Annotated in this window: 24 protein-coding genes; 11 read left to right on the forward strand and 13 right to left on the reverse strand. The window is 62.5% G+C overall.

The window, feature by feature from the left end:
• The first annotated feature begins 11 nt into the window (after window positions 1-11).
• From ACERHN_RS03285 to ACERHN_RS03335, 11 genes are all read left to right on the forward strand, one after another.
• Window positions 12-1445, forward strand: a complete 1434-nt coding sequence (locus tag ACERHN_RS03285; RefSeq protein ID WP_415921220.1) for a CpaF family protein — start codon at window positions 12-14, stop codon at window positions 1443-1445.
• Window positions 1446-1463: 18 nt separating this feature from the next.
• Window positions 1464-2429, forward strand: coding sequence for a type II secretion system F family protein (locus ACERHN_RS03290; protein ID WP_415921221.1), 966 nt, complete (start codon window positions 1464-1466; stop codon window positions 2427-2429).
• Window positions 2430-2439: 10 nt separating this feature from the next.
• Complete coding sequence (locus ACERHN_RS03295) at window positions 2440-3417, forward strand: type II secretion system F family protein (RefSeq protein ID WP_415921222.1); 978 nt, start codon at window positions 2440-2442, stop codon at window positions 3415-3417.
• 103 nt (window positions 3418-3520) lie between these two features.
• Window positions 3521-4093, forward strand: a complete 573-nt coding sequence (locus ACERHN_RS03300) for a tetratricopeptide repeat protein (protein WP_415921223.1) — start codon at window positions 3521-3523, stop codon at window positions 4091-4093.
• A 78-nt stretch (window positions 4094-4171) separates the two neighbouring features.
• Window positions 4172-5038, forward strand: a complete 867-nt coding sequence (locus tag ACERHN_RS03305; protein WP_415922795.1) for a tetratricopeptide repeat protein — start codon at window positions 4172-4174, stop codon at window positions 5036-5038.
• Window positions 5039-5536, forward strand: coding sequence for a prepilin peptidase (locus tag ACERHN_RS03310; protein ID WP_415921224.1), 498 nt, complete (start codon window positions 5039-5041; stop codon window positions 5534-5536).
• Between the two features lie 78 nt (window positions 5537-5614).
• Window positions 5615-6922, forward strand: coding sequence for an ATPase (locus ACERHN_RS03315; RefSeq protein WP_415921225.1), 1308 nt, complete (start codon window positions 5615-5617; stop codon window positions 6920-6922).
• A gap of 23 nt (window positions 6923-6945) precedes the next feature.
• On the forward strand, window positions 6946-7704 hold the full coding sequence (locus ACERHN_RS03320) for an NAD(P)-dependent oxidoreductase (protein ID WP_415921226.1): 759 nt from the start codon (window positions 6946-6948) through the stop codon (window positions 7702-7704).
• 115 nt (window positions 7705-7819) lie between these two features.
• A complete protein-coding gene (locus tag ACERHN_RS03325; RefSeq protein WP_415921227.1) occupies window positions 7820-10261 on the forward strand; it encodes a ligase-associated DNA damage response DEXH box helicase in 2442 nt (813 codons plus the stop codon).
• A gap of 147 nt (window positions 10262-10408) precedes the next feature.
• Window positions 10409-11077, forward strand: coding sequence for a ligase-associated DNA damage response endonuclease PdeM (gene pdeM / locus ACERHN_RS03330; RefSeq protein WP_415921228.1), 669 nt, complete (start codon window positions 10409-10411; stop codon window positions 11075-11077).
• Between the two features lie 3 nt (window positions 11078-11080).
• Window positions 11081-11494, forward strand: a complete 414-nt coding sequence (locus ACERHN_RS03335; protein WP_415921229.1) for a PaaI family thioesterase — start codon at window positions 11081-11083, stop codon at window positions 11492-11494.
• Here ACERHN_RS03335 and folD read toward each other — a convergent pair.
• From folD to tolQ, 13 genes are all read right to left on the reverse strand, one after another.
• Entirely contained in the window at window positions 11491-12390 is a 900-nt protein-coding gene (folD, locus tag ACERHN_RS03340; RefSeq protein ID WP_415921230.1) for a bifunctional methylenetetrahydrofolate dehydrogenase/methenyltetrahydrofolate cyclohydrolase FolD, read from the reverse strand. The genes ACERHN_RS03335 and folD overlap by 4 nt on opposite strands.
• A gap of 14 nt (window positions 12391-12404) precedes the next feature.
• Window positions 12405-12881, reverse strand: coding sequence for a hypothetical protein (locus ACERHN_RS03345; RefSeq protein WP_415921231.1), 477 nt, complete (start codon window positions 12879-12881; stop codon window positions 12405-12407).
• A 103-nt stretch (window positions 12882-12984) separates the two neighbouring features.
• The gene (locus tag ACERHN_RS03350) at window positions 12985-14661 is read right to left on the reverse strand and encodes a formate--tetrahydrofolate ligase (protein ID WP_415921232.1); all 1677 of its coding nucleotides are present in this window, start codon (window positions 14659-14661) and stop codon (window positions 12985-12987) included.
• 141 nt (window positions 14662-14802) lie between these two features.
• Window positions 14803-15516, reverse strand: a complete 714-nt coding sequence (locus ACERHN_RS03355) for a cyclic nucleotide-binding domain-containing protein (protein ID WP_415921233.1) — start codon at window positions 15514-15516, stop codon at window positions 14803-14805.
• Window positions 15517-15586: 70 nt separating this feature from the next.
• Window positions 15587-16177: an MOSC domain-containing protein gene (locus ACERHN_RS03360; protein WP_415921234.1), complete on the reverse strand. Its 591-nt coding sequence runs from the start codon at window positions 16175-16177 to the stop codon at window positions 15587-15589.
• 104 nt (window positions 16178-16281) lie between these two features.
• Entirely contained in the window at window positions 16282-18201 is a 1920-nt protein-coding gene (ftsH, locus tag ACERHN_RS03365) for an ATP-dependent zinc metalloprotease FtsH (RefSeq protein ID WP_415921235.1), read from the reverse strand.
• Between the two features lie 78 nt (window positions 18202-18279).
• Complete coding sequence (tilS, locus tag ACERHN_RS03370; protein ID WP_415921236.1) at window positions 18280-19530, reverse strand: tRNA lysidine(34) synthetase TilS; 1251 nt, start codon at window positions 19528-19530, stop codon at window positions 18280-18282.
• Window positions 19531-20361, reverse strand: coding sequence for a tetratricopeptide repeat protein (locus ACERHN_RS03375; protein WP_415921237.1), 831 nt, complete (start codon window positions 20359-20361; stop codon window positions 19531-19533). It lies immediately after the preceding gene.
• A gap of 2 nt (window positions 20362-20363) precedes the next feature.
• Window positions 20364-20882, reverse strand: a complete 519-nt coding sequence (gene pal / locus ACERHN_RS03380) for a peptidoglycan-associated lipoprotein Pal (protein ID WP_415921238.1) — start codon at window positions 20880-20882, stop codon at window positions 20364-20366.
• Between the two features lie 96 nt (window positions 20883-20978).
• Window positions 20979-22292, reverse strand: a complete 1314-nt coding sequence (gene tolB / locus ACERHN_RS03385) for a Tol-Pal system beta propeller repeat protein TolB (RefSeq protein ID WP_415921239.1) — start codon at window positions 22290-22292, stop codon at window positions 20979-20981.
• On the reverse strand, window positions 22292-23404 hold the full coding sequence (locus ACERHN_RS03390) for an energy transducer TonB (protein ID WP_415921240.1): 1113 nt from the start codon (window positions 23402-23404) through the stop codon (window positions 22292-22294). The genes tolB and ACERHN_RS03390 overlap by 1 nt, the downstream gene beginning before the upstream one ends.
• 3 nt (window positions 23405-23407) lie before the next feature.
• Entirely contained in the window at window positions 23408-23887 is a 480-nt protein-coding gene (gene tolR, locus ACERHN_RS03395; RefSeq protein ID WP_415921241.1) for a protein TolR, read from the reverse strand.
• 3 nt (window positions 23888-23890) lie between these two features.
• Complete coding sequence (gene tolQ / locus ACERHN_RS03400; RefSeq protein ID WP_415921242.1) at window positions 23891-24586, reverse strand: protein TolQ; 696 nt, start codon at window positions 24584-24586, stop codon at window positions 23891-23893.
• Window positions 24587-24685: the final 99 nt, after the last annotated feature.

Consider the following 24685-nt stretch of genomic DNA (forward strand, 5'->3'; position numbering starts at 1 on the left):
GAGGTAAATCCATGTTCTCCAAGTACAAGAAACCCGCCCCCGCCCCGACCACCGCCCCGGCCGCAAAGGTCACGGAGCTGCCCAAGGCGGACAACCCATCCAAAGTGGCCCGCAAGGCGAATGCCTCTGCGCAACCCGCGCAGGTCACGTCGATGGACAAGGAGCGCAAGCGCAAGGAACGGATCGGCGATATCAAGCTGGAACTGCACCGTGCGCTGTTGGACAACCTCAACCTCGCCGCTCTTGAGCACGCGACCGAAGCCGATCTGCGTCAGGAGATCATCGCGATCACCGGCGAAGTGCTGGAAGAGAAAAACATCATCCTCAACCGTGAGGATCGCCAAACCCTGAACCAGGAACTGTTTGACGAAGTGACGGGCCTCGGGCCGCTCGAGACGCTGCTGAAGGACGACACGGTCAACGATATTCTGGTCAACGGCCCCAAGCAGATCTTTGTCGAGCGCGCGGGCAAGCTGCAACTGACCGACGTGACGTTCAAGGATGAAAAGCACCTGCTGCGCATCATCGACAAGATCGTGAGCGCCGTGGGCCGGCGCGTGGACGAATCGAACCCCTATGTGGACGCCCGTTTGCAGGACGGTTCGCGTTTCAACGCGATGGTGCCGCCCATCGCCGTGGACGGCAGCCTCGTGTCGATCCGGAAGTTCAAGAAGGACAAGCTGGGCGTTGATGACCTGGTGCAATTCGGTGCCTTTACCGAAGAAATGGCCGCGTATTTGCAGGCGGCGGTGGCGACGCGCCTCAACGTGATCGTGTCGGGCGGTACGGGGTCGGGTAAAACGACCACGCTCAACGCGCTGTCGTCGTTCATCGACAACGCCGAACGCATCCTGACCATCGAGGATACGGCCGAACTCCAGCTGCAACAGACCCATGTGGGCCGCATGGAAAGCCGCCCGCCCAACGTCGAAGGCAAAGGCGAGGTTTCCCCTCGCGATTGTCTCAAGAACGCCCTGCGGATGCGCCCGGACCGCATCATCGTGGGTGAGACGCGGGGCGAGGAAGTGATCGACATGCTCCAGGCCATGAACACTGGCCACGACGGATCCATGACCACGATCCACGCCAACTCCGCACGTGACGGGATCTCCCGTCTGGAAAACATGATCGCGATGGCCGGGATCGAAATGCCGATCAAGGCCGTCCGGTCCCAGATTTCGTCGGCTGTGAACCTGATCGTGCAGGCCTCGCGTCTGCAGGACGGCTCGCGCCGGATGACCTCGATCACCGAGATTACCGGCATGGAAGGTGACGTGATCTCGATGCAGGAAATCTTCCGCTATCAGCGCGTGGGCCTGACACCCGACAACAAGATCATCGGTCATTTCACCGCCACGGGCGTGCGGTCGCACTTTGCCGAACGCTTCCGTCTGTGGGGCTATGACCTGCCCGCCTCCATCTACGAACCTGTTGCCGCCGAATAATCTGAAAAGAGCAGTGAAATGAGCGCAGAACCCATCATCTACGGCCTGATCTTTATCGGCGTGCTGGTGCTTGTCGAGGGCCTGTACCTCGTCAGCTTTGGCAAATCCATCAGCCTCAACAGCCGGGTGAACCGCCGGCTTGAGATGCTGAACAAATCCGGTGGCCGCCGCGAAGAGGTGCTGGACCAGCTCCGCAAGGAGATGCAGCAGCACATGGGTGCAAAGTCCATTCCGCTCTATTCGATCCTGTCGGACAAGGCGCAAAAGGCCGCCATCGCCTTTACGCCGCAACAGCTGATCATGGTCATGGGTGGTCTGAGTGTCGTGGCCTTTGTCGGTCTCAGCGTGGGCACCGACACCGATGTGCCGATCCGGGCATTGCTGTCCGTGGGCATCGGCATTGGCGCCGTCTATTTCTGGGTGTCGTCCAAGGCGAACAAGCGCATGGGGATGATCGAAGAACAGCTGCCCGACAGTGTCGAGTTGATGGTGCGGTCGCTCAAGGTCGGCAACCCGTTCAGCTCCGCCATCCAGATCGTGGCCAAGGAAGCCTCGGACCCGATTGCCTCGGAATTCGGCGTGATCGCGGACGAAAGCGCCTTTGGCCGTGATACCGGTGAGGCACTCAAGGACATGGCCGAACGGCTCGACATGCAGGATCTGCGCTTTCTCGCGGTGGCCGTGACGATCCAGCAGCAATCCGGTGGTAACCTTGCCGAAATCCTCGCAGGTCTGGCCAAGGTGATCCGCGCCCGCTTCCGCCTGTTCCGCCGCGTGAAGGCCATCACCGCCGAGGCCAAGTGGTCCGGCAAGTTCCTGTCGGCCTTCCCCATCGTCGCGCTGATCGTGATCAACGTGAGCGACCCGCACTATTACGACGATGTGCGCGACCACGCCTACTTCATCCCCGCCTGTTTCGTCGTGGGCATCATGCTTGCCATCAACCTCTACGTGATGCGCGTGCTGACCAACATCAAAGTCTGAGGACAAGACCATGGACGCACTGCTCGCCCCTATCACTGCCGCCCTCGGACCGCTTGGGCCCATCGTTATTGCCGGTGTCATCGGCATCATGATGATCGCCGTCGTGGCCATCATGATGTTCCAGCAACCCGAAGACCCTCTGGCCAAACTCAAGCGCGCCCAGAGCCAGGGCGCCGCCGGTGCACCCAACAAGGAGCGCCTGCGTCAGGGGGCCCGCAACGAACAGCTGGAACGCTTTGCAAACTTCCTCGAACCGCAGGACGTGGCCGAGATGGGCAAGCGCCAGCTGATGCTGCGCCAAGCGGGATACCAGTCCCGCGACGCCGTGCGCATGTTCCACGCGGCCCAGTTCATTCTGGGTGTGCTTGGCCTCATCCTTGGCGTGGTTTACGTGAATTTCATCGTCGGCACCGACGAAATGGATACCCAGAAAATCCTGATGTACACGCTCGGACCGGGCGGCGTGGGATATTACCTGCCGCAATACTGGGTGACCAAGCGTGTCGAAAAGCGCAAGGAAGAGATCACCTCGGGCTTCCCGGACTCGCTCGACATGCTGCTGGTCTGCGTCGAAGCCGGTCAGTCGCTGGATCAGGCGATCACCCGCGTGGCCTCCGAACTGCGCGCCTCATACCCGGCGCTGGCCGACGAATTCATGGTCGTCAGCCTCGAGATGAAGGCCGGTAAGGACAAGGTCACCGTCCTCAACGACATGGGCGAACGCTGTGGCGTGCAGGACGTGCAAAGCTTTGTCACCGTTCTGGTGCAATCGGCGAGCTTTGGTACATCCATCGCGGACGCCTTGCGCGTCTATGCCGAAGAGATGCGCGACAAGCGCGTGATGCGCGCCGAAGAAGCCGCCAACAAGCTGCCCACGAAAATGACGCTGGCCACGATGATGCTGACGGTGCCGCCGCTCCTGATCATCCTTGTGGGGCCTTCGGTCCACGGGATCACGGAACTTGGCAACATGGGCGGTCCGCAATAAGCCCACGCTAGGCCGCCGCCGAAAACCATGCTATGGCATGCGCACCGCGCGTCCCGACCGGGGCGCGCGGTGTCGTCATAATCAAGCGTCGCAAAGACCATCCATGTTCCGAGGCATTCGAGCCCTGCCCGCCCTGTTGCTGTCCGTGACCCTTGCCGCTTGCGGCACGGGCGGCATTGACGCGTCGCAAACCGGGCCCTTTGCCCCCGGCATCGACCGCCGCGCCGAAGCGGTGAGCGGCGTCGAGGTGGGCCACCGGTTGATCTCTGCGGGCGAATTTGAACTTGCCATCCGCGCCTTCAACCGCGCCGCTCTCAATCAGGGTTTGAATGCCGAAATCCTGTCCGGGCTTGGGACCGCGAACCTCGGTCTTGGCCGCCTGAACCAGGCCGAACAGATCCTGCGCCGTGCCACGACCGAGTTCGATCCCTACCCCGAAACGCTCAACAATCTGGGCGTGGTGCTGATGGAGCGCGGCGAAACCGCCGAAGCGGTGCAGATTTTCCGCCGCGCCTTCGCGCTGGATGACGGAGAAAGCACACTTATCCGCGATAATTTGCGCAAAGCTATCGCAAAATCGGAAAATTCTGTTAACTTGCAGCCCAATGAAGACGACAACCAGTTCAAACTGGTGCGCCGAGGCAGCAGCGATTTTCTGATCCGCACTGCGCTCTGATATGAGGCCACGCCATTTGGCGTGAAACAAAAAATGACCGTGCGCAAACGCATGGACGAGCAGGCAAAGGACGCAAACATGCGCCACCCCGTGATTTTGGCAGCCGGTCTGGCAGGGCTGATGGTTGTCTCTGCGTGCAGTGAACAGAACAACGCGGATGAAACCGTCGAGCGTGCGTTCAAGGACGTGAATGTCGTCGACGAAAGCAACCTAAGCGATGTGATGCTGACCGTGGCTGACCCGAACGAGGCGGTCGCCTATTTCTCGCGCACCGCCGGCGAAAACCCGGACCGGATCGACCTGCAACGCGGGCTTGCCGTCAGTTATGTCCGCGCAAAACGCTATACCGAGGCGTCGGGCGCCTATGCCAAGCTGCTCAAGATGGACGGCGTGACGAACGAGGACCGCGTCGACTATGCCGACGCCCTTCTGCGGTCCGGGGATTGGGCCCGCGCCGAAGAAGAGCTGGACCGCGTTCCGCCCACATACGAGACGTTCAAACGCTACCGGCTGGAGGCGTTGATCGCCGACAGCAACAAGGAATGGGACAAGGCCGATAGTTTCTATGAAACGGCGGTGGGCCTGACCACGCGGCCTGCCGGGGTTCTGAACAACTGGGGCTACTCCAAGCTGACCCGCGGTGATTTCAAAGAGGCCGAGCGCCTGTTTGGCAATGCGATCCGTCAGGACACCACGCTCTTTACCGCGAAAAACAACCTGATCCTGGCACGTGGCGCACAGCGCAACTACCAACTGCCCGTGATCCCCATGGATCAGACCGAGCGGGCGCAATTGCTGCACACGCTGGGCCTTGCGGCCGTGAAACAGGGTGACGTGAACACCGGCAAGGGCCTGCTGCGCGACGCGATTGAAACGCATCCCCAGCATTTCGAGGCGGCGGTGCGGTCGCTCAATGCGCTCGAAGCCAATGTGTCGAACGGCTGAATGATGCAACAGTCGGCCTTTGCGGCGGCATGGTTCCTGCCATTTGTCGTGCCCCTTTGCTTTTACGTGGCCTTCACGGACCTGCGCGAAATGCGCATCACCAATCAGACGGTCGTGGCCATCGCCGCCGTGTTTGTCGTGATCGGCCCGTTCGTGTTCCCGTTTTCCGTCTACCTCTGGGCCCTGGCCCAGCTGGGCATTATGCTGGTGGCTGGCATCGCGCTGAACGCGGGCGGTGTGATGGGCGCCGGTGACGCCAAATTCCTCGCCGCCGCCGCACCTTATGTGGCTTTGGGCGATCTAAACCTGCTGCTGCCGCTTTTCGCCGCCGTGCTGCTGGCTGCGTTCGGCGCGCACAGGTTGGCCAAACTGTCGGGCTTGCGCAAACTCGCCCCCGACTGGGACAGTTGGGAACAGGGGCGCAAATTCCCCATGGGCTTCGCCCTTGGCCCCACCCTCGCCATCTACCTCGGCCTTGCAGCGGTTTACGGTGCCTAAAACGCGACAAAGGTCATAATTTGGCCGGATTGCTGCGCTACGCACTGAAAAAACCAGAGCAGTTCCGAGGCAGCCCAAATGAACATGCACACCGCAGATGTGATCGCTCCGCCCGCGCCCAAGCGGCTCGAAGACATGCGCCTGTCCGTCGTGATGATGCGGGACATCCTTCTCAAGACGATGTTCCGCAAATCGCTCGAAATGGTCTCGGATCTTGCGGTCGCGATGTGCATCCCCGGTATCGTGGTGCAGGAACTGATCGACATGTGCCGCGAACAGCGGCTGATGGAAGCGACCGGCACGCTCAATGCCAACAACGGCAACGAAATGGGCTATCAGCTGACCGATGCGGGCAAGGCGCGTGCGCTCGATGCGCTGGCCCAATCGGAATATTTCGGCGCGATGCCGATCCCGCTGGATGTCTACCGCCAGCAGGTCAAACGCCAGTCGATCCGCAACATCATGGTCACGCGCCAGCAATTGGTGGGTGCAATGGGCCATCTGGTCCTGCCCGATGATCTGCTGGATCAGCTTGGCCCCGCCGTCAGCGCCGGGCGCTCGATCCTGATGTACGGCCCGCCCGGCAACGGGAAATCCTCGATCTCAAACGGCATCCGCGACGCACTTGGGGATCAGGTGTTCGTACCGCGCGCAATCGAATATGGCGGGCAGGTCATCACCGTCTATGACCCCATCGTGCACGTCATCGCGCCCGAACCGGAACAGGACCCCACGGCCCTGCGCCGCCGCACGCCATATGATCAACGCTATGTCCGCTGCGAACGTCCCACGGTGATCACGGGGGGTGAATTGACCCTCGACATGCTGGACCTGAAATACAACGCAACCGCGCGCACCTATCAAGCCTCGCTCCAGCTGAAATCCACCGGTGGCATCTTTATCGTGGACGACCTTGGCCGCCAATCCGAACCACCGCAAAGCCTTGTGAACCGCTGGATCGTGCCGCTGGAGGAAAACAAGGACATTCTCGCCCTGCAATCGGGTGAAAAGTTCGAAGTGCCCTTCGACACGCTGGTGATCTTTTCCACCAACTTCCACCCCAATGAAATCTTCGACCAGGCCGCCCTGCGCCGGATCTTCTTCAAGATCAAAGTGGACGGACCCAGCCAGGCCAACTTCCTGAAGATCTTCGCCATGGTTGCCAAGAAAAAGGGCATGCCCCTGAACGAAGACGCGCTGATCTACCTGCTCAAGGTCAAATACCCGACCATCGACAGCATCTATGCCAATTATCAGCCGAACTTCCTCGTCGATCAAATGGTGTCGATCTGCAATTTCGAAGGCATCCCCCTGCAAATGCGGCCCGACCTGATCGACCGCGCCTGGGCCAACATGTTCGTCAAGGACGAACATATCGTCAAATGATCGGGGTCGCGGGATGCGGCCGCATGGGCGGCCCGATGCTGGACGCCCTGCGTGACGGCGGCACGGATGCGTTGGGCTTTGACGTGGTGGACAAGGGCTTGGCCCACGTCACCACAAATGTCATGGCCTTCGCGCCCCGCCTGCGCACCCTGTTTTCCGTGGTTCGGGACGCGGACCAGACCGACGCGCTGCTGTTTGATCAACAAAGGCTGGTTGCCTGCGCCCCGCATCTGGAACGGATCTTCATCTGTTCCACCCTGTCTCCGCGCTATGTCAAGGCGCTGCGCACCCGCGTTCCGTCACATGTCACGCTCATTGATGCGCCCATGTCGGGTGCCCAGATCGCGGCCCGGAACCGCACGCTGAGCTTCATGCTGGGCGGCACAGATGCCGACATCGCCGACGCCATCCCGCTCTTGGCCCTGATGGGCAAGCACGTCCACCACATGGGCGCTTACGGAGCAGGCATGCAGGCCAAGGTTCTCAACAACCTGCTCGCCGCCTCGCACACCGCCATGACCCGGCTGGTGCTCGACTGGGCGGATGATGCGGGTCTCGACCAAACGCGCCTCCTGAACCTCATCGAAACCGCGTCCGGCCAAAATTGGCTCGCATCCGGCTTCGAAACCATCGAGTTTGCAAAACACGGTTACGCCGAAGACAACTCCATCGGCATCCTGGCCAAGGACGTTGCCGCCGCGCGCGATGCTGCACCCGAAAACGCAGATCTCGCCCTGCCCAACGCCCTCGAACACGCCATCCGCGCCCTCACCCCGCGCTGATCCCCCGTTCATCTCGCCAAATAAACTCCCGCCCACTGCCCGACAGGCGGTTTTACCGCCGAGAGGGGAGGCTCCCGCACTTTCCACCAGCGCAAACATCACTAAGTTCACGCGCATGGCCGTACTCCCCTCACACTTCCACGACTGGTTCACCACACGCGGCTGGTCCATCCACCCGCATCAGCAGGACATGCTCGACCGGGCCGATGACCCCGCGACCCTGCTCATCGCGCCCACCGGTGGCGGAAAGACCATGGCCGGCTTTCTACCGTCCCTCGTCGCACTCGCGGACGGTGCGCATGAGGGTCTGCACACCCTCTACATCTCCCCGCTCAAGGCGCTCGCCTCGGATATCAAACGCAACCTGCGCACGCCGGTCGACGAAATGGGCCTGCCCATCCGTATCGAGGACCGGACCGGCGACACGTCGCAGACACAAAAGAGACGCCAGCGGGCCGACCCGCCGCATATCCTGCTCACCACCCCCGAAAGCCTGGCGCTGCTCACCAGCTACGAAGATGCGCCGCGCATGTTCAAAGGGCTCAAACGCGTGGTGGTCGACGAAATCCACGCCCTCGCGGAATCCAAACGCGGCGATCAGATGTTTCTAGCCCTTGCCCGCCTCCAATCGATGTGCCCTGATCTGAAACGCGTCGGCCTGTCGGCCACGGTCGAGGATCCGCAGGCCATCGCACATCTGCTGGCCAGACACCCTGATCCTTGCGCGATCCTCCAAGCGGACCCCGGCCCGCAGCCCGACATCAAGATGCTGGTCACGGATGAACCACCGCCCTGGTCCGGTTCGGGCGGCAAATACGCCATCCCCGCCGTCCTCGAACAAGTCAAGAAACACAAGACCACCCTGATCTTCCACAACACCCGCGCCCAGGCCGAGCTCTACTTCCACAACATCTGGCTCGCCAACGACGACGCGCTGCCCATCGGCATCCACCACGGCTCCCTGGACCGCCAGCAGCGCGAAAAGGTCGAGGCCGCGATGATCGCAGGCGAACTCAAGGCAATCGTGTGCACCGGCACGCTTGATCTCGGCATCGACTGGGGCGATGTGGACCTGATCATTCAGGTCGGCGCCCCCAAGAACGTCAAACGGCTTGTCCAACGCATCGGCCGCGCCAATCACCGCTACAATGCACCATCCAAGGCACTGCTTGTGCCCGCCAACAGGTTCGAGGTGGTCGAATGTGTCGCCGCACTCGACGCGGTGCACGCAGGTGAGCTTGATGGCGACCCGCGCGGTCCCGGCCCCCGTGACGTGCTGTGCCAACATATCCTGATCACCGCCGCCGCTGGCCCCTTTCACGCCGATGACCTCTATGCCGAGGTGATCACCACGGGCGCCTACAGCACCCTGACCCGCGCAGATTTCGATGCCTGTATCGAATTCTGCGCCACAGGTGGTTACGCCTTGCGCGCCTATGACCAATGGCAACGCCTGAAACAGCTGCCTGATGGCCAGTGGCACCTCCGCGATCCCCGCGCGGCCCAGCGGATCCGCATGAACATCGGCACGATCCAGGACACCGACACGCTCAAGGTCCGCTACAAGGGCCGCGGCGGCAAACCCTTGGGCGAGATCGAAGAAGGCTTTGCCGCCACCCTGACGCCCGGCGATACGTTTCTCATCGGTGGTCAGATCGTGCGCTATGACTCGTTGCGCGAAATGACAGTCCAAGTGACCCGCGACGCTGCCAAAAAGCCAAAGATCGCCACCTTCCTCGGCACCAAATTCGCCACATCGACACAGCTCAGCCACCGCATCATCGACATGTTCCAGCAGGACACATGGCCCGACCTGCCCGACCACACCGCCGAATGGCTCGGCCTGCAACGCGACGTCAGCCGCCTGCCCGAACCCGGTCGCCTCCTGATCGAGAGCTTTCCCCATGATGGCCGCGTCCATACGGCTGTGTACGGCTTTGCCGGGCGCAACGCGATGCAGACGCTCGGCCTCCTGCTCACCAAGCGGATGGAGGAAACCGGCCTCAACCCTCTCGGGTTCCTCGCCACCGACTATGCCACGCTGATCTGGGGCCTCGACAAGATCTCGGACCCCGCGCCCCTCTTCGACATCACCGCCTTGCGCGACGGGCTCGACCGTTGGCTGGCGGGCAACGCGGTCATGAAACGCACCTTCCGCGCCTCCGCCACCATCGCAGGGCTCATCGAACGCAACCTGCCCTCCAACCGCAAAACCGGGCGGCAAGCGACGTTCAGCTCCGACATTCTCTACGACACGCTCGCCAAATATGACCCCGACCACCTCATGCTCGCAATCACCCGCGAAGAAGCAATGCGCGGCCTCGTCGACTTTGGCAGGATCGAGGAAATGTGCGCCCGCATCGAAAACCGCATCGACCTCATCGAACGTGACCGCGTCACCCCCCTTGCAGCCCCGCTGATGCTCGAAGTGGGCCGCGTCCCGATCAAGGGCCTCGCAGAAGAAAAACTCCTCGCCGAAGAGGCCGCCCGCGTCATGTCGGCCGCCGGTGTCTCCGACCCCGAACCCCGTCGCCGCGAATGGCGCGTGCCCTGGTAGGTCCTTCTTCTGGCAAAAAATACCATCGGGGGAGCGCGAGGGGGCAGACAGCCCCCTCGTATCAATCATGAATCGTGTCGCGCGCAGCGCGTCCTTCAGGATCGATTTCCGCTGGCCATGCACCCGGTCGCGCAGTATGAACAAATCATGAACTCGTGCGACCTCACTCTGGCGGGCTCCGCGCTCAAGGCACTGGGCTCCGGCGCGCTCTTCTGGCCCGCGCACAGCCTGCTGTGCGTGTCCGACCTGCATCTGGGCAAGGCCGAGCGCATTGCGCGCCGCGGTGGTGCGCAATTGCCGCCCTATGAGACCCGCGACACGCTCACCCGTCTTGCCGCCGACCTCGACAGCACGGGCGCGCGGCAGGTGATCTGCCTCGGTGACAGCTTTGATGACCGTACCGCGGCCCACGCCCTGCCCGAGGAGGAGCGGCTCTGGATCACCCGGCTGCAAGCCGGGCGCACGTGGATCTGGATCGAAGGCAACCACGATCCCGGACCGCTGGAATTTGGCGGCACGCATAGGAGCGAGATGGTGATTGGCCCGCTGACCTTCCGCCATATCGCCCAAGGCGATGCCACCGGCGAGGTCTCGGGCCACTACCACCCCAAAGCCACGTTGCACACACGCGGTCGTGCCGTGACCCGCCCGGCCTTTCTGCTGGATGAACAACGGCTTATCCTGCCCGCCTACGGCACCTATACCGGCGGGCTGCGCAGCCACCACCCCGCCCTTGCCACGCTGATGTCTCCGGACGCGCTGGCCATTCTGACGGGGCGCACGCCGGTGACGATCCCGCTCGCACGGGCCAGTTGACCCATGGATATCCGTCAGCGCATCCAGGCCAGCTTTGATCGTCAATCCATGATGGCCACCTTCGGTGCCCGGCTCGAAGACGTCTCACCGGGCCACGCCACGCTCAGCGCACCGATCCTCAACGGCAGCCGTCAGCAACAGGGATTTGCCCATGCCGCGCTCACCTTTGGCCTCGGCGACAGCGCGGCCGGATATGCGGCGCTGACCCTGATCCCGGAGGATCAGGAAGTTGTCACGTCGGAAATCAAGATCAACCTCACAGCGCCCGCCCGCGGCACGCGGCTGATTGCCCGTGGACGGGTGGTCAAACCGGGCAAGCGGCTGATCGTTGTCACGTCAGAGGTGGTCAGCGTCGAGAATGGCAACGAGGTGCTCGTCGCCATCCTGCAGGGCACGATGGTGCCCGTCCCGGCCTAAGCCGTCAGGCCCTGTGGCTCGGTCAGGCCATGCGCGCGGCAACACGCGGTCAGCGTGTTGGCTAGAAGGCAGGCAATGGTCATCGGACCAACGCCACCTGGCACAGGTGTGATCGCGCGCGCCACTGTTGCGGCCTCGGCAAAATCCACATCGCCCAACAGCTTGGTTTTGCCTACCTTTTCGGGGTGCGGCACGCGTGTGATGCCCACGTCGATCACGGTCGCACCGGGTTTGACCCAATCCGCCTTGACCATCTCGGCCCGCCCCACGGCGGCGACCAGAATATCGGCGCGCGCACATACCTCGGCCAGATCCTTGGTCCGCGAATGCGCAATCGTCACGGTGCAGTTCTCACGCAGCAACAGCTGCCCCATCGGTTTGCCAAACAGGTTCGACCGCCCAATCACAACGGCCTCCATCCCCGACATGTTGCCAAGCTGATCGCGCAGCAGCATCAGACAGCCAAGCGGCGTGCAGGACACAAGGCCCGTCTCACCGCTTGCCAGCAGGCCCGCGTTCACCACGCTCAGACCGTCGACATCCTTGGCCGGGTCAATGCGCGCCACCACCGCGCGCTCATCAAGGTGATCCGGCACGGGAAACTGGCACAGGATTCCATGCACGGACGTGTCCGCGTTCAGCTGATCAATCAGCGCGAACAACTCCGCCTCGGGCACATCCGCAGGCAAACGGTGCTCGAACGACGCCATGCCGACCTCGACCGTCTGCTTGTGCTTGGCCGCAACATACACCTCGCTGGCCGGGTCCTCGCCCACGAGGATCACGGCCAGACCCGGCGTGATCCCCTGCTCTTCTTTCAGGCGCGCAACATGCTCCGCCACTTGCCCCCGCACCGTGGCTGCAAAAGCCTTGCCGTCGATTGTTGCTGCGCCCATGGTCGATACGTCCTTTATTCGCGGAAGAAATTCACTTGATGTGACCAGGTTTCGCCATCGCTGATCACCAGCGTGTCGAACTCCATGATCTGCAACAGGTCATAGAAGGTGGCGACATGTTCCAGCCCCTGGGTCCGGAAAAAGTCGTTGTTGCGCATGTTGGACGACATCTGCGCCATCACCGCGCGGGCGCGGAACAGCGTGGAAAAGATGTCATCATCCAGCGCGATGATGTTGAGGTGCTTGGCATCCGCGCCCTTGGCAAAGAACACGAAACGCGGGCTTTCAGGAGACGCCAGCTGGGCTGCCGTCAGGTTTGTCACAAATTCGACCCGCACGCCCTTGTTGGACGTCGGTCCCTGCCGAATGACGCGGGAAAACTGCTCTTGCGAGGTGACTTCGGGGTAATAATACCCTTCATAGCGGTCCTGCGCGTGCACAGGGGCCACGAAGAGCCACGCAGTGGCGATGAGGGCAAGCAGTCGGGTCATGGTAACGTCCTTTCGGGTATGGTGCCGCCACGCTGGACGCACGAGGTGGGCTGGTCAATTCCATTTCACCCCGCGCGCGCAGTCGTGACGGTCATTTCACACCTTAGAACAGCCCCTCGATCTGGCCATCTGCGTTCAACATGATGTTCTCCGCCGATGGCACGCGGGGCAGGCCCGGCATCGTCATGATCTCTCCACAGACGGCCACGATGAACCCGGCACCGGCCGACAGACGCACTTCGCGCACAGGGACGGAGTGCCCCGTGGGTGCACCGCGCAGGTTCGGATCGGTGGAGAACGAATACTGCGTCTTGGCCATGCAGACCGGCAGGTTGCCGTACCCCTGATCTTCCCACAGCTTCAGCTGGTCGCGGATCTTTTGATCCATCAGAGCTTCGTCCGCGCGGTAGATCCGCTTGCAGATGGTCTGGATCTTTTCGGCCAGCGGCATCTCGTCCGGATAGATCGGCGCAAAGTTCGCGGTGCCCGCATCCGCCAGCTCCGCAACCTTGGTCGCCAGATCAGCAGACCCTTCAGAGCCCAGTTCCCAGTGCCGCGACAGGATCGCTTCGGCGCCTTGTTCGGCCACGAAATCCTTGACCGCCTGCACTTCGGCATCGGTGTCGGTCACAAAGTGGTTGATGGCCACGACGACCGGCACGCCAAAGGATTTCAGGTTCTCGATGTGGCGGCCCAGGTTCGGGCAACCCGCTTGCACGGCTGCCACGTTCTCTGCGCCCAGATCGGCCTTGGCCACGCCGCCATTCATCTTCATCGCGCGCACCGTGGCCACGCAGACCACAACGGAGGGCGAAAGGCCCGCCTTGCGGCACTTGATGTTCATGAATTTCTCGGCACCGAGGTCAGCGCCGAAACCGGCTTCGGTCACAACGTAATCCGCCAGCTTCAGCGCCGTTGTGGTCGCAATGACCGAGTTACAGCCATGCGCGATGTTCGCAAACGGGCCGCCATGGACAAAGGCGGGGTTGTTTTCCAGCGTCTGCACCAGGTTCGGCTGCATCGCGTCCTTGAGCAGGACAGTCATCGCGCCGTCCGCCTTGATATCGCGCGCAAACACGGGCGAACGGTCGCGGCGATAGGCGACGATCATGTCGCCCAGACGCTTTTGCAGGTCCTGCAGGTCTTTGGCCAGGCACAGGATCGCCATAACCTCGGACGCCACGGTGATGTCAAAACCCGCCTCGCGCGGGAAACCGTTGGCCACGCCGCCAAGGGACGCCGTGATCTGGCGCAGGGCGCGGTCGTTCATGTCGACCACACGCCGCCACACGACGCGGCGGGTGTCGATCTCGAGGTCGTTGCCCCAATAGATATGATTGTCGATCATGGCCGACAGCAGCGAATGCGCCGACGTGATCGCGTGGAAGTCCCCGGTAAAGTGCAGGTTCATCTCTTCCATCGGCACGATCTGGGCATAACCACCACCGGCAGCGCCGCCCTTCATGCCAAAGTTCGGGCCAAGCGACGCTTCGCGGATACACACGCACGCGTTCTTGCCGATGCGGTTCAGGCCATCGCCCAGACCCACGGTTGTCGTGGTCTTGCCCTCACCCGCGGGTGTCGGGTTGATCGCCGTCACAAGGATCAGCTTGCCGTCTGTGCGATCCTGCACGCTGTTGATGAACGATTGCGACACCTTGGCCTTGTCGTGGCCGTAGGGCAGCAGGTCGTCGCTGGAGATACCCAGCTTGGCCCCGATCTCCTGGATCGGCTTCTTGTCCGCTTCGCGCGCGATTTCGATATCTGTCTTGTAGGCCATGGTGCTCCCCGCAGGCGTTGATCCAGCTATGCTGTCTTCGTCTGCATACAGGCGCATGCCCAGATTCAATGTGCGCATTTCCGACATTTTTGCGAGACGAAGCGGCCCGTTCAGGGGCGGTCGTTTCATTTCGGAAACGGGTCAGGCGTTTTGGGAAACTGCGGGCGTCACGGTTAGCGACTGTTGCAAGAGCGCATTTGTGGCCATCAGCTTGGCCCGCGTGTTGCCCGAAAACGCAAACTCGAGATGCGGGCCAAGGTCGGGATTGCGCTTGACCAACCGGCGCAGCGCATCCGACGAAAGGGCAAAAATCCGCGTGGGCGTGTTGATCCGAACCGTTGCCGTGGCAGGCGCGCTGGTCATACATCCCATCTCACCGATGAACCCGCCCGGTCCCACCTGGGCGATTGTCTGTCCTCCGATGTCGATGTCCACCCCGCCCGATTGCAGATAGCTGAGCTGTGTGACCGGCGCATCCTGGCTGGTCAACGTCTCGCCGGGGGCGCAATCGGCCCATTCTCCGGCGTTGAGCAGCCGTCGCGCATCCAGCCGTCGCAGCGTCGGGAAATGGGTGTCCAGAAAGGCCTGTTCTTCCGTATTGAAACGCAACCCCTGGGTCAGCAGCCAAACCCGCGCAATGCCCACGACCGACAGCGTGATCCAGCTGATCTGGATAATGGCGGAGAACAGGTTCCAGCTCGCAAAGAGCGACACCAGAACCAATCCGGCGCCCAGCATGTTCATAACGGCGTAAGGATATCCGTTGCCGCGCACGGCCCCCATCTGCAACAGCGCATAGGACGACAGATAAAACGCAACCCCGGCAAAGCCGGCAAGCTGATACAGGTCGATCATGATTTGCCCCCCCAGGCACCCCGCAGGAAACCTGCCCGATCGGGCGGCGACAAATCAAGCCTGTTTGCGCTCAGGCCGTCTCCGGCGCCCAGGCGCGTTGGTCCGGCACGTGCAGACGCAGCGTGTCGCCGATCCTGAGCGGGCCCGGGCGTTCGACCCACGCCGTGACGCCGCGTCGGTCCTTGGCCGCCGCCTTAAACCCCTTGCCCGCGTCGCCGTGATGGCGCGCGATGGTCAGACCCGGTTGGTGGCAGGGGCGGTTTTCCATGTCGATGACCAGCGTTGTGCCCGCCTCTGACTGCAGCCGTGCCGAGGGGGGCACATGGGTGAAATCGGGGATCCCCTCAACAACTACACTGGCCCCCAACCACGCCGGATCAAGCGCATCCAGACCGATCTGCGCGGCAATCTCGGCCAGTTCCTCGGCGCTGACGATGGACAACTGGCGCACATTGGCGATCTCGGTGCCCTTGGGATGCTGTGATTTGACCCGCGTGCAAGACGGGCGCGTACGCCCGCCATAAGGGACACCCGCTATCCCGTCGAACCCCAGATCCAGCGTCGGCACCGCGACACCGTCAATCGCGGGTTCACGCCGTTCGGTCATATGGCCAAGCCATGTGATCGTGCCGTAGTGATCGGTGGGGATAAGCGCGGGCATAGGCGTGTCCTTTTCGCGGCGTTAAAACATCCTGATATGAAAAAGCCTCGCACAAGGCGAGGCAAATTCATTTTCGTGATGCGCCGTTCAGGCCGCGGAATGGATCAACCCGCCGGTTCCGGCTCCATGCCGCCATCGCCTTCGGGGCCTGATTTCTTCTTGGCCTTCGGGATCGCGGTCAGGCTCGGCTTTTTGTCTTCGACGGCCGTGCCACCTTCGTCATCATCGGGCGCATGGGGCGGCTCGCCGCGCATCACACGCTTGATCTCTTCGCCGGTCAGCGTCTCATACTCAAGAAGACCCTGCGCCAGCCGCTCGAACTCTTCTTCGTTCTGCGAAATGATCTGATAGGCGGTGTCGTAGCCTTCATCGATGAAGCGTTTCACCTCTTCTTCGATCAGTTCCTTGGTGTTGGCCGACACGGAAAAGCCCATCGTGTTGCCGGTATAGCCTTCGGCCGCCTCAGCATAGTCGATGTTGCCCACCTTGTCGGACATGCCGTAGCGCATGACCATCGCCCGCGCCAAAGCACTGGCTTGCTGGATGTCGCCCACGGGACCGGAGGACACGCTTTCCGCGCCGTATTTCAGGATCTCCGCCGCCTTGCCCGCCATGGTCATGGCAATGCGCTGTTCGGCCTCGTCCTTGAACATCTGCAACTTGTCCATTTCGGGCAGGCTCATTACCATGCCGAGGGCACCGCCGCGCGGGATGATCGTCGCCTTGTAGACGGGATCGCATTTCGGCAGCTTCAGGCCCACGATGGCGTGGCCCGCCTCGTGATACGCCGTCTTTTCCTTCTGGTCTTGCGTCAGCACCATGGAACGCCGTTCGGCCCCCATCATCACCTTGTCCTTGGCTTGCTCAAAATCTTCCATCGTCACGAAACGACGGCCGATCCGCGCGGCCCAAAGAGCCGCCTCGTTCACGAGGTTTGCAAGATCCGCACCGGAAAAGCCGGGCGTGCCGCGCGCGATGATGCGCAAGTCAACATCGGGACCAAGCGGTGTCTTGCGGGCATGTACGCCGAGGATCTTTTCGCGGCCCTTGATGTCGGGATTGCCCACAGTGACCTGACGGTCAAAGCGGCCCGGACGCAGCAGGGCGGGGTCGAGCACGTCCTTGCGGTTGGTGGCCGCGATGATGATCACACCTTCGTTGGCCTCAAACCCGTCCATCTCGACCAGCAACTGGTTGAGGGTCTGTTCACGTTCGTCGTTGCCGCCGCCATAACCGGCACCCCGGTGGCGACCCACAGCGTCGATCTCGTCAATGAAGACGATACAGGGCGCATTCTTCTTTGCCTGTTCGAACATATCGCGCACACGGCTCGCACCCACACCCACGAACATCTCGACAAAGTCGGAGCCGGAGATGGTGAAGAACGGCACACCGGCCTCACCCGCAACCGACCGCGCCAGTAGCGTCTTACCGGTGCCCGGAGGGCCCACCAGCAAAGCACCTTTGGGGATCTTGCCGCCAAGACGCGAGAACTTCTGCGGGTTGCGCAGGAATTCCACGATCTCTTCCAGCTCTTCCTTGGCCTCATCAATGCCGGCGACGTCGTCAAAGGTCACGCGCCCATGCTTTTCGGTCAACATCTTGGCCTTGGATTTGCCAAAGCCCATCGCGCCGCCTTTGCCACCGCCCTGCATGCGGTTCATGAAATAGACCCACACGCCGATCAGCAGCAGGAATGGCAGCAGCGAGATGATGAAGGTCTGGAACCCGGACTGCTGCTGCGGTTCGACCTGAACCGGCACGTCATTGGCAATCAGAAGATCGGTGATGGCCGCGTCTTCGGGTTTGATCGTGACAAAGTCGTCGGACCCGATGCGGTATTTCACCTGCTCGCCGTCAAGGGTGACGGTGGACACGGATCCATCTTCGACGGAGCTGACGAACTCGGAATAGGTCATCTCGCGACTTTGAAGCGTGTTGCCCGACCCGCTGAACAGGTTGAACAGGGCGAGGATCAACAAAAACAGGACGACCCAGAAGGCGATATTGCGTGCGTTACCCAAGCGATTTCTCCGAATGCAGGCGATCAGACACGCGGTGCGCGTGCTGCACGACATAAGATAGACATGCGCGCGTCATGTTCAATGCGATAAAAGTGCGGCGAAAAAACCGTCTGCTCCGCCTTCAAGCTCTGCCGTCCAATCGTCGTCGCCTGTGATCACGGGTGCGGCGACAAATCGGCCTTTGTACCAAACCGACGGCGTGACGGCGAGGGCAGCCCGCGGCACGCGCCTCTCCCGCCAGCCCTCAAGCTCGGAAAGCGCGTCATACCCAAGGGCGCGCACGATGATATCGGGGTCCTCTTCGGGGCCGTCCACCATCCACCGTTCGTCCCACATATCGCCCACCTCGGCCTGCACATCCGCCAGCGCGTTCAACTCGCGGTAAATCCACAGACAGCCGTCCGATTGCGAGAACTGACACCCTTGCAGCGTCATTGTCTGACCCGCATTCACCGCATCCATGACGCGCGCCATACCCTCGCGCCGCGCCGGATAGGGGTGCCCGGTGAGCCACATGATGCTGTGGATCAGAAGACGGCGTTTGATCTCGACCGGTTGCGCGCGGAACAGGTTCACATCCATCAGGACCGCGCCTGCCTCGATCTGCACCATGTCGCGCGCCACGAGAAAGGTCTGCCAATCCAGCGCATCGCGCGCCTGCTTCATATGTTCGGTCACATCAACGATGGCCTCAACGCTGACCCCCACGGTGGCCAGCAAGGTGATCGCGTCCCGCACACGCACCCGTTCGAAATCCCGGTTCGCGTTGCTGGGGTCGTCCGCCCATTGCAGACCTGCCGCCTGGAGATACAGGCGCAGATCCTCCCGCTTGACCCGCAGGAACGGACGCACCCATGTGATTCCGTGGCGCACGTGGCGCGGGGACATGGCGCTCAACCCGTCGACACCTGCCGACCGCGCCAGACGCATCAGGAACGTCTCGGCCTGATCGTCTGCCGTGTGGCCAAGCGCAATATATTCGATCTGGTGCGCATAGGCCCAATCAGCCATCAACGCATAGCGGCCCTCGCGGGCTTCGGCCTGCATATTGCCTGCGCCGTCCCATCCCGACCAATATTCGAGGTGATGCTGCAAGTTCAGCTTTTGGCACAGGCTGGTGACAACGGCGACCTCACTTTTGAATTCGGGGCGCAGGCCATGGTCGATCGTGATCACGTGCAGGTCGATTTTGCGATCCGTCGTGTAGCGGGCCAGCGCCGACAGCAGCGCAATGGAATCGCCGCCGCCCGATACCGCAACGCCCATGCGTTCCGGCGGACGGTGCCCAACCGCCTCATCAATCGCTTCGATCAGCGGATCAATGAGCAATTACGAACACCCGAGATTTGTCATCGCCGCCTGCGCATCCGTAAGCACGGCGGTTCCGGGGAAACGGGTGCCCACCTCGGCCAGCGTCACGCAGGCTTCCTGCGTCTGGCCAAGTCGCCCAAGGGCCGCGCCCACCCGAAACAGGGCTTCGGGCGCAAGCGTGCTTTGTTGATCCAGCGAAAACGCACGCAGATAGGCGCGCGCGCCTTCACGCACATCCCCCAACCCTTCAAGCGCCTCACCCCGGCGCAGCTCCGCCTCTACCTCGAGGGGGCTTCCGGGATAGGTCGCAGTAAAGGCCGCAAACTGGTCCGCGGCGGCGCGAAAGTCACGGGCGGCGAGCGCCTCCTGCGCCCGCTCAAAATCGGCCCGTTCCTGTTCGGCCAGCTGGATTTCAGGTTGCGGTGTTGTGGGGGCCGCGGGGGCTGCCGGCGCGCCAGTGTCCCCCCCAAGGCGGGGCGTGTCGCCAAGCGCGCCGATGTCGCAGCCCGCCTCAAGCTCGCACAGGCGGAATTCGAGATCACCAATGCGGTTCGTGCCGTCGGTCACGACACGGTTGATGCGAAACTCAAGCTCTTCAGTCTTGGCCGTGAGCCTTTGCAATTCGCTCTCGATCGCGTTGAGCCGGTCCAGCGCGCCTGCCCCCGCAAGGTTCGAAGATGCACCACCCGTCGTCGACAATTCGCGCCGCAGGCGTTGCACCTCGACAAACAGAACGGTCATTTCCTGACGGATATCCGCCAGCGTCTGATCATCCTGTGCAAACGCAGAGTGCGCCGGCCATGCCAGCGCAATCGCAAACAAAAGCGGAGCGGCGCAACGCTTCATCATGCTCAGCTCGTCAACCCGCCTGCCAGCACGGTCACCGCGCGGCGGTTCTTGGCATAGCAGGCCTCTTCGCTGCACACCTCGATGGGGCGTTCCTTGCCATAGCTGACGACTTGCAGGCGGTTCGACTGCACACCCTGGCTGATCAGATAGGCGCGTGCGGCATCCGCACGGCGTGCGCCAAGGGCGAGGTTGTATTCACGTGTGCCCTGTTCGTCTGCGTGGCCTTCGATCACGGCTGTGAAATCCGCATTCTGCAAGAGCCAGATCGCCTGCCCTTCGAGCGTTGCGCGCCCTTCGGGCGTCAGCGTCGACTGGTCCACGGCAAAAAGCACGCGGTCCCCCACAGCCTGCTGGAAATAGGCGGGTGAGGTCGGATCGGATGCGCTGCCCGGAACGATACCGCCGGCCCCGGCACCCAAGGGTGCGTTGCTGGTCACGTCATCATTGCCAAAGCGGGCGGGGTCGGTACAGGCCGCAAGGCCAAGCACCGCGCAAATCATCAGGATGGGTTTCAGTGTCATGGGGCTCTGCCTCTCTTGCACGTTTGTTCTGTCTACGTGAATGTACTGCTGCTGCGACGATACCACGATTGGTGCGTCATGAAAATGCGGATGCGTTCAGCGCTGCAAAGGGCCCCAGGACGGGTCTGATCCGCCTTCGGGGGTGCGGACGGGGCGCAGGTTGCGGCCCGTGATGTCCACCGAATAGAGGGTCGAGCGGCCTGCGGCCCCTTGGGTCTCGCGGGCGAACATGATCACGCGACCATTGGGAGACCATGTTGGCCCCTCATCGAGGAACGATGCCGTCAGCAGGCGTTCTTCGGAGCCGTCCACGCGCATCACACCGATATGGAACCGGCCCTTGGATTGCTTGGTAAAGGCGATGAGGTCGCCACGCGGGCTCCAGACCGGCGTGCCATAGCGGCCCTCGCCAAAGGAAATGCGCCGTGCCTCACCCCCGCTTGCGGGCATGACATAAAGCTGCTGACTGCCCGACCGGTCGCTTTCAAACACGATCTGGCTGCCATCGGGGCTGAAACTCGGGGCGGTTTCGATGGAGGGCGCGGATGTCAGGCGCTGCGACTGACCTGTCGTGACATTCATCGACCAGATGTCGGTATTGGCCCCCTGGCTCAGCGAATAAACCACCGTCTGCCCGTTGGGCGCAAAACGGGGCGCAAAGCTCATCGTGCCCTGCTGGCTTTCCAGCACACGGCGCTGCACTGAACCCACGTCCAGCACGTAAATCCGCGGAAACCCGGTCTCATAGCTGGTGTAAAGCACACGGTCGCCCGTCGCGGAAAAGCGCGGGGCAAGCACGATGGCTTCGGAGCCGGTCAGGTACTGCACATTGGCGCCGTCATAATCCATGATGGCCAGCCGCTTGCGCCGTTCGTTCTTCGGCCCGGTTTCCGAGACAAAAACCACCCGGCTGTCGAAATAGCCGGTCTCGCCGGTGATGCGGGAATAGACGACATCGGCCACCTTGTGCGCGATGCGCCGCCAGCCATCGGTTGTGCCCGCAAATTGCAGGCCCTCGCCCAGTTCGGTGTCGGAGAACACATCATGCAGGCGGAATTTCACCGTGACCTGACCACCCACAACGGTCACGGCCCCAGTCACCAGCGCCTGCGCGTTGATCGCCTTCCAGTCGGCATATTGGACGGGGGCGGCGAAATCCGTGATCTGACTGATGAACGCGTTGGCGGGGATTTCCCGGAACAGCCCCGTGCCCGCCAGGTCATCGGCAATCACACGCGACAACTGTTGACCCATCGCGGCGGCCTCTGCGTTTTCGGGCACAAGGGCGGGGATCGCCACCGGCAGCGGTTCGATCACCCCTTCGGTGATTTCGATCCGCAAGGGACCGTTTTGCGCGTGGGCCATGGTCACACCCAAAGCCACCATGAGGATCAGAAACACTCGGAACATCATTTGATACGCATCCTTTCGGGATTGAACGTCATCTCGATTTCTTGCCACTGGCCGTATTTTTCAGCCGGCAGGGCGTACCCGTCGCGGGTACAGCGGATTATGGCGCGGCGTGCGGCCTCGAACGCCTGGTTGGCCGCGGACTGGCTGCCGCCCGAACTGGACAAAAGCCGGATGGAGGCGATGATCGGCTTGCCGCTCTGCTCCATGTCGACCCCCACAACAACGGTGGTGCCAAGCGCCTCGGTCGACAGCGATCCCACGTTCCAACAGGCGGACACGGCTACGCGCAGCGCTTCCTTTTCGCCATTGGACAGAGGCGGCCCCTGTGGCACGACCTCTTCTTCGCCACCACCCAGGATACCCGCGAGGGCATCGTTGACCGCATCCGCAGTGGTGTCGCTCTGTGGCTCGGGATCGGGATCGGCCTCCGTCGCAGGCGCCGGATCGGCCTCTGCGGTGCGGGTCGGCGCGCTTGGCCTGCGGCTGGGCGGGCGGATCGAAGATTGCGGCGCACCGGACGGCTCTTCGGCCTCTGTCACGATCTGATCAGACGCCTCTTCGGGCGCCGTGGCCTCCTGCTCTTCGGCTTGCGTCTCGCCGCCCGCGTCGTTGGTCACGGCCTCCTGCTCCACCACATCCGGCGTGGCATCGGGATCGGGCGCCTCGACCACTTCCGGCGCGACACGGTCAGAGGCTTCGGGCACGGGCGTCTCGGCCACCTCCGGCGCGTCGATGGCCGGTGTCTCTGGCGTGGGCAGGCTGGGTGCCTCGTCCACGATCTCTGGCTCCGGCTCCGGCGCGGGCGGTTCCGGCAGCGTCTCGGGTTCGGGCTCTGGCGTCGGTTCGGGCTGCACCGCCGTCACATCAGGATCAGGCGCGGGTGTCTCCACCGGATCAGGCACCACTTCGGGTTCCTGCGGCAGCGCCACGTCCGTAGGTGCCGCAGGTTGCGGCCCATCGCTCAGAAGGGCCTCGAACGCATCGGTGGAAATCACCGACACCTCGGACACTTCGAAGGGGAGCGGCTCAGACTGAAACGCCCCGCCGAAGATCAGCCAGCCGATCAGCCCCACATGCGCGGCACCGGATATGACCTGCCCGACATGCACGCGTCACTGCCCTTCCCCGTCGAGGGTCGGCCCACCGATATCCGTGACCAGCCCGATATTGGCAAAGCCGCCCGCATTGAGCGCGCCCATGACTTCCATGACCTGGGCATAAGGCACGGCACCGTCCGCCCGCAGGAACACGCGGTCGCTGTCGCGCTCGGACGCGATGCCGCGCAGGCGCGTGACCAGATCGGCGCGCGCCACGACGGTGGTCTGGATCTGCACTTCGCCGTCTGCCGTGACGGTCACGGTCAACGGCTCTTCCTGATCCGATGGCAGCGCGCTGGCCGCTGTGCGCGGCAATTCCACCGGCACCCCGACCGTCAGCAGGGGGGCCGCCACCATGAAGATGATCAGAAGCACCATCATGACGTCCACGAACGGCGTCACGTTGATCTCAGCCATCGGCTGCGACCGTCTGCGCCTGCGGCGGCGGCTGCCACCTCCGGCACCCGCATCCTTCTGCACCACACCCGCGCCCATGGCCTAACCGTCCAACTGGCGGCTGAGGATGGTGGCGAATTCATCCGCAAAGGCTTCGTATCCGGACACGATGCGGTCGCTGTCCGCGCTCAGCTTGTTGTAGAAAATCACCGCCGGGATCGCCGCCAAGAGGCCCAGACCGGTGGCCAAAAGCGCCTCCGCAATGCCGGGGGCCACAACGGCGAGGTTGGTGTTCTGTTGCTCTGCAATCTCGATAAAGGCGTTCATGATGCCCACCACGGTGCCAAAAAGACCGATGAACGGGGCCGATGACCCGATCGTGGCCAGAATGGTCAGCCCGTTCTGCAACCGGTCGCCTTCCTTGGCGATGGCCACATCCATGCTGCGGTCAATCCGGGAGGTCGCGTTGGCAATCAGCCCGCCATCCTCCTTGTGCGACCGCTGCCACTCGATCATGCCCGCGGCGAACACCTTTTCCGATGCACCCTTCGGCTCCGGCCCGATCTGTTCAAACAGGCCGTCCAGCGGCTCGCCTGACCAGAACGCCCGGTCAAACCGCGCCGCCTCTGCGCGTGCGGCCCGGTACAACAACCATTTCTGAATGATAACCGCCCAAGCCCAGAACGACGCAATGATCAACATGATCATCACCAGCTTCACCGTCAGGGTTGCGCGCAAGAACAGCCCCCACATCGAGAAATCAACCTCGTGCGCGAGCGCAAGTGTCTCTGCTTCCATACTGCCTGCTCTTTGTTGTGGGCGTGTTTGTTGTGCCCTTGTTGAGCGCCAATATACGCCACGCGAAAGGGGAAAGCTATCACTTCGGCGTCAGTTCGC

This window comes from Tateyamaria rhodophyticola (genome assembly GCF_047777875.1).
Lineage (GTDB): Bacteria > Pseudomonadota > Alphaproteobacteria > Rhodobacterales > Rhodobacteraceae > Tateyamaria.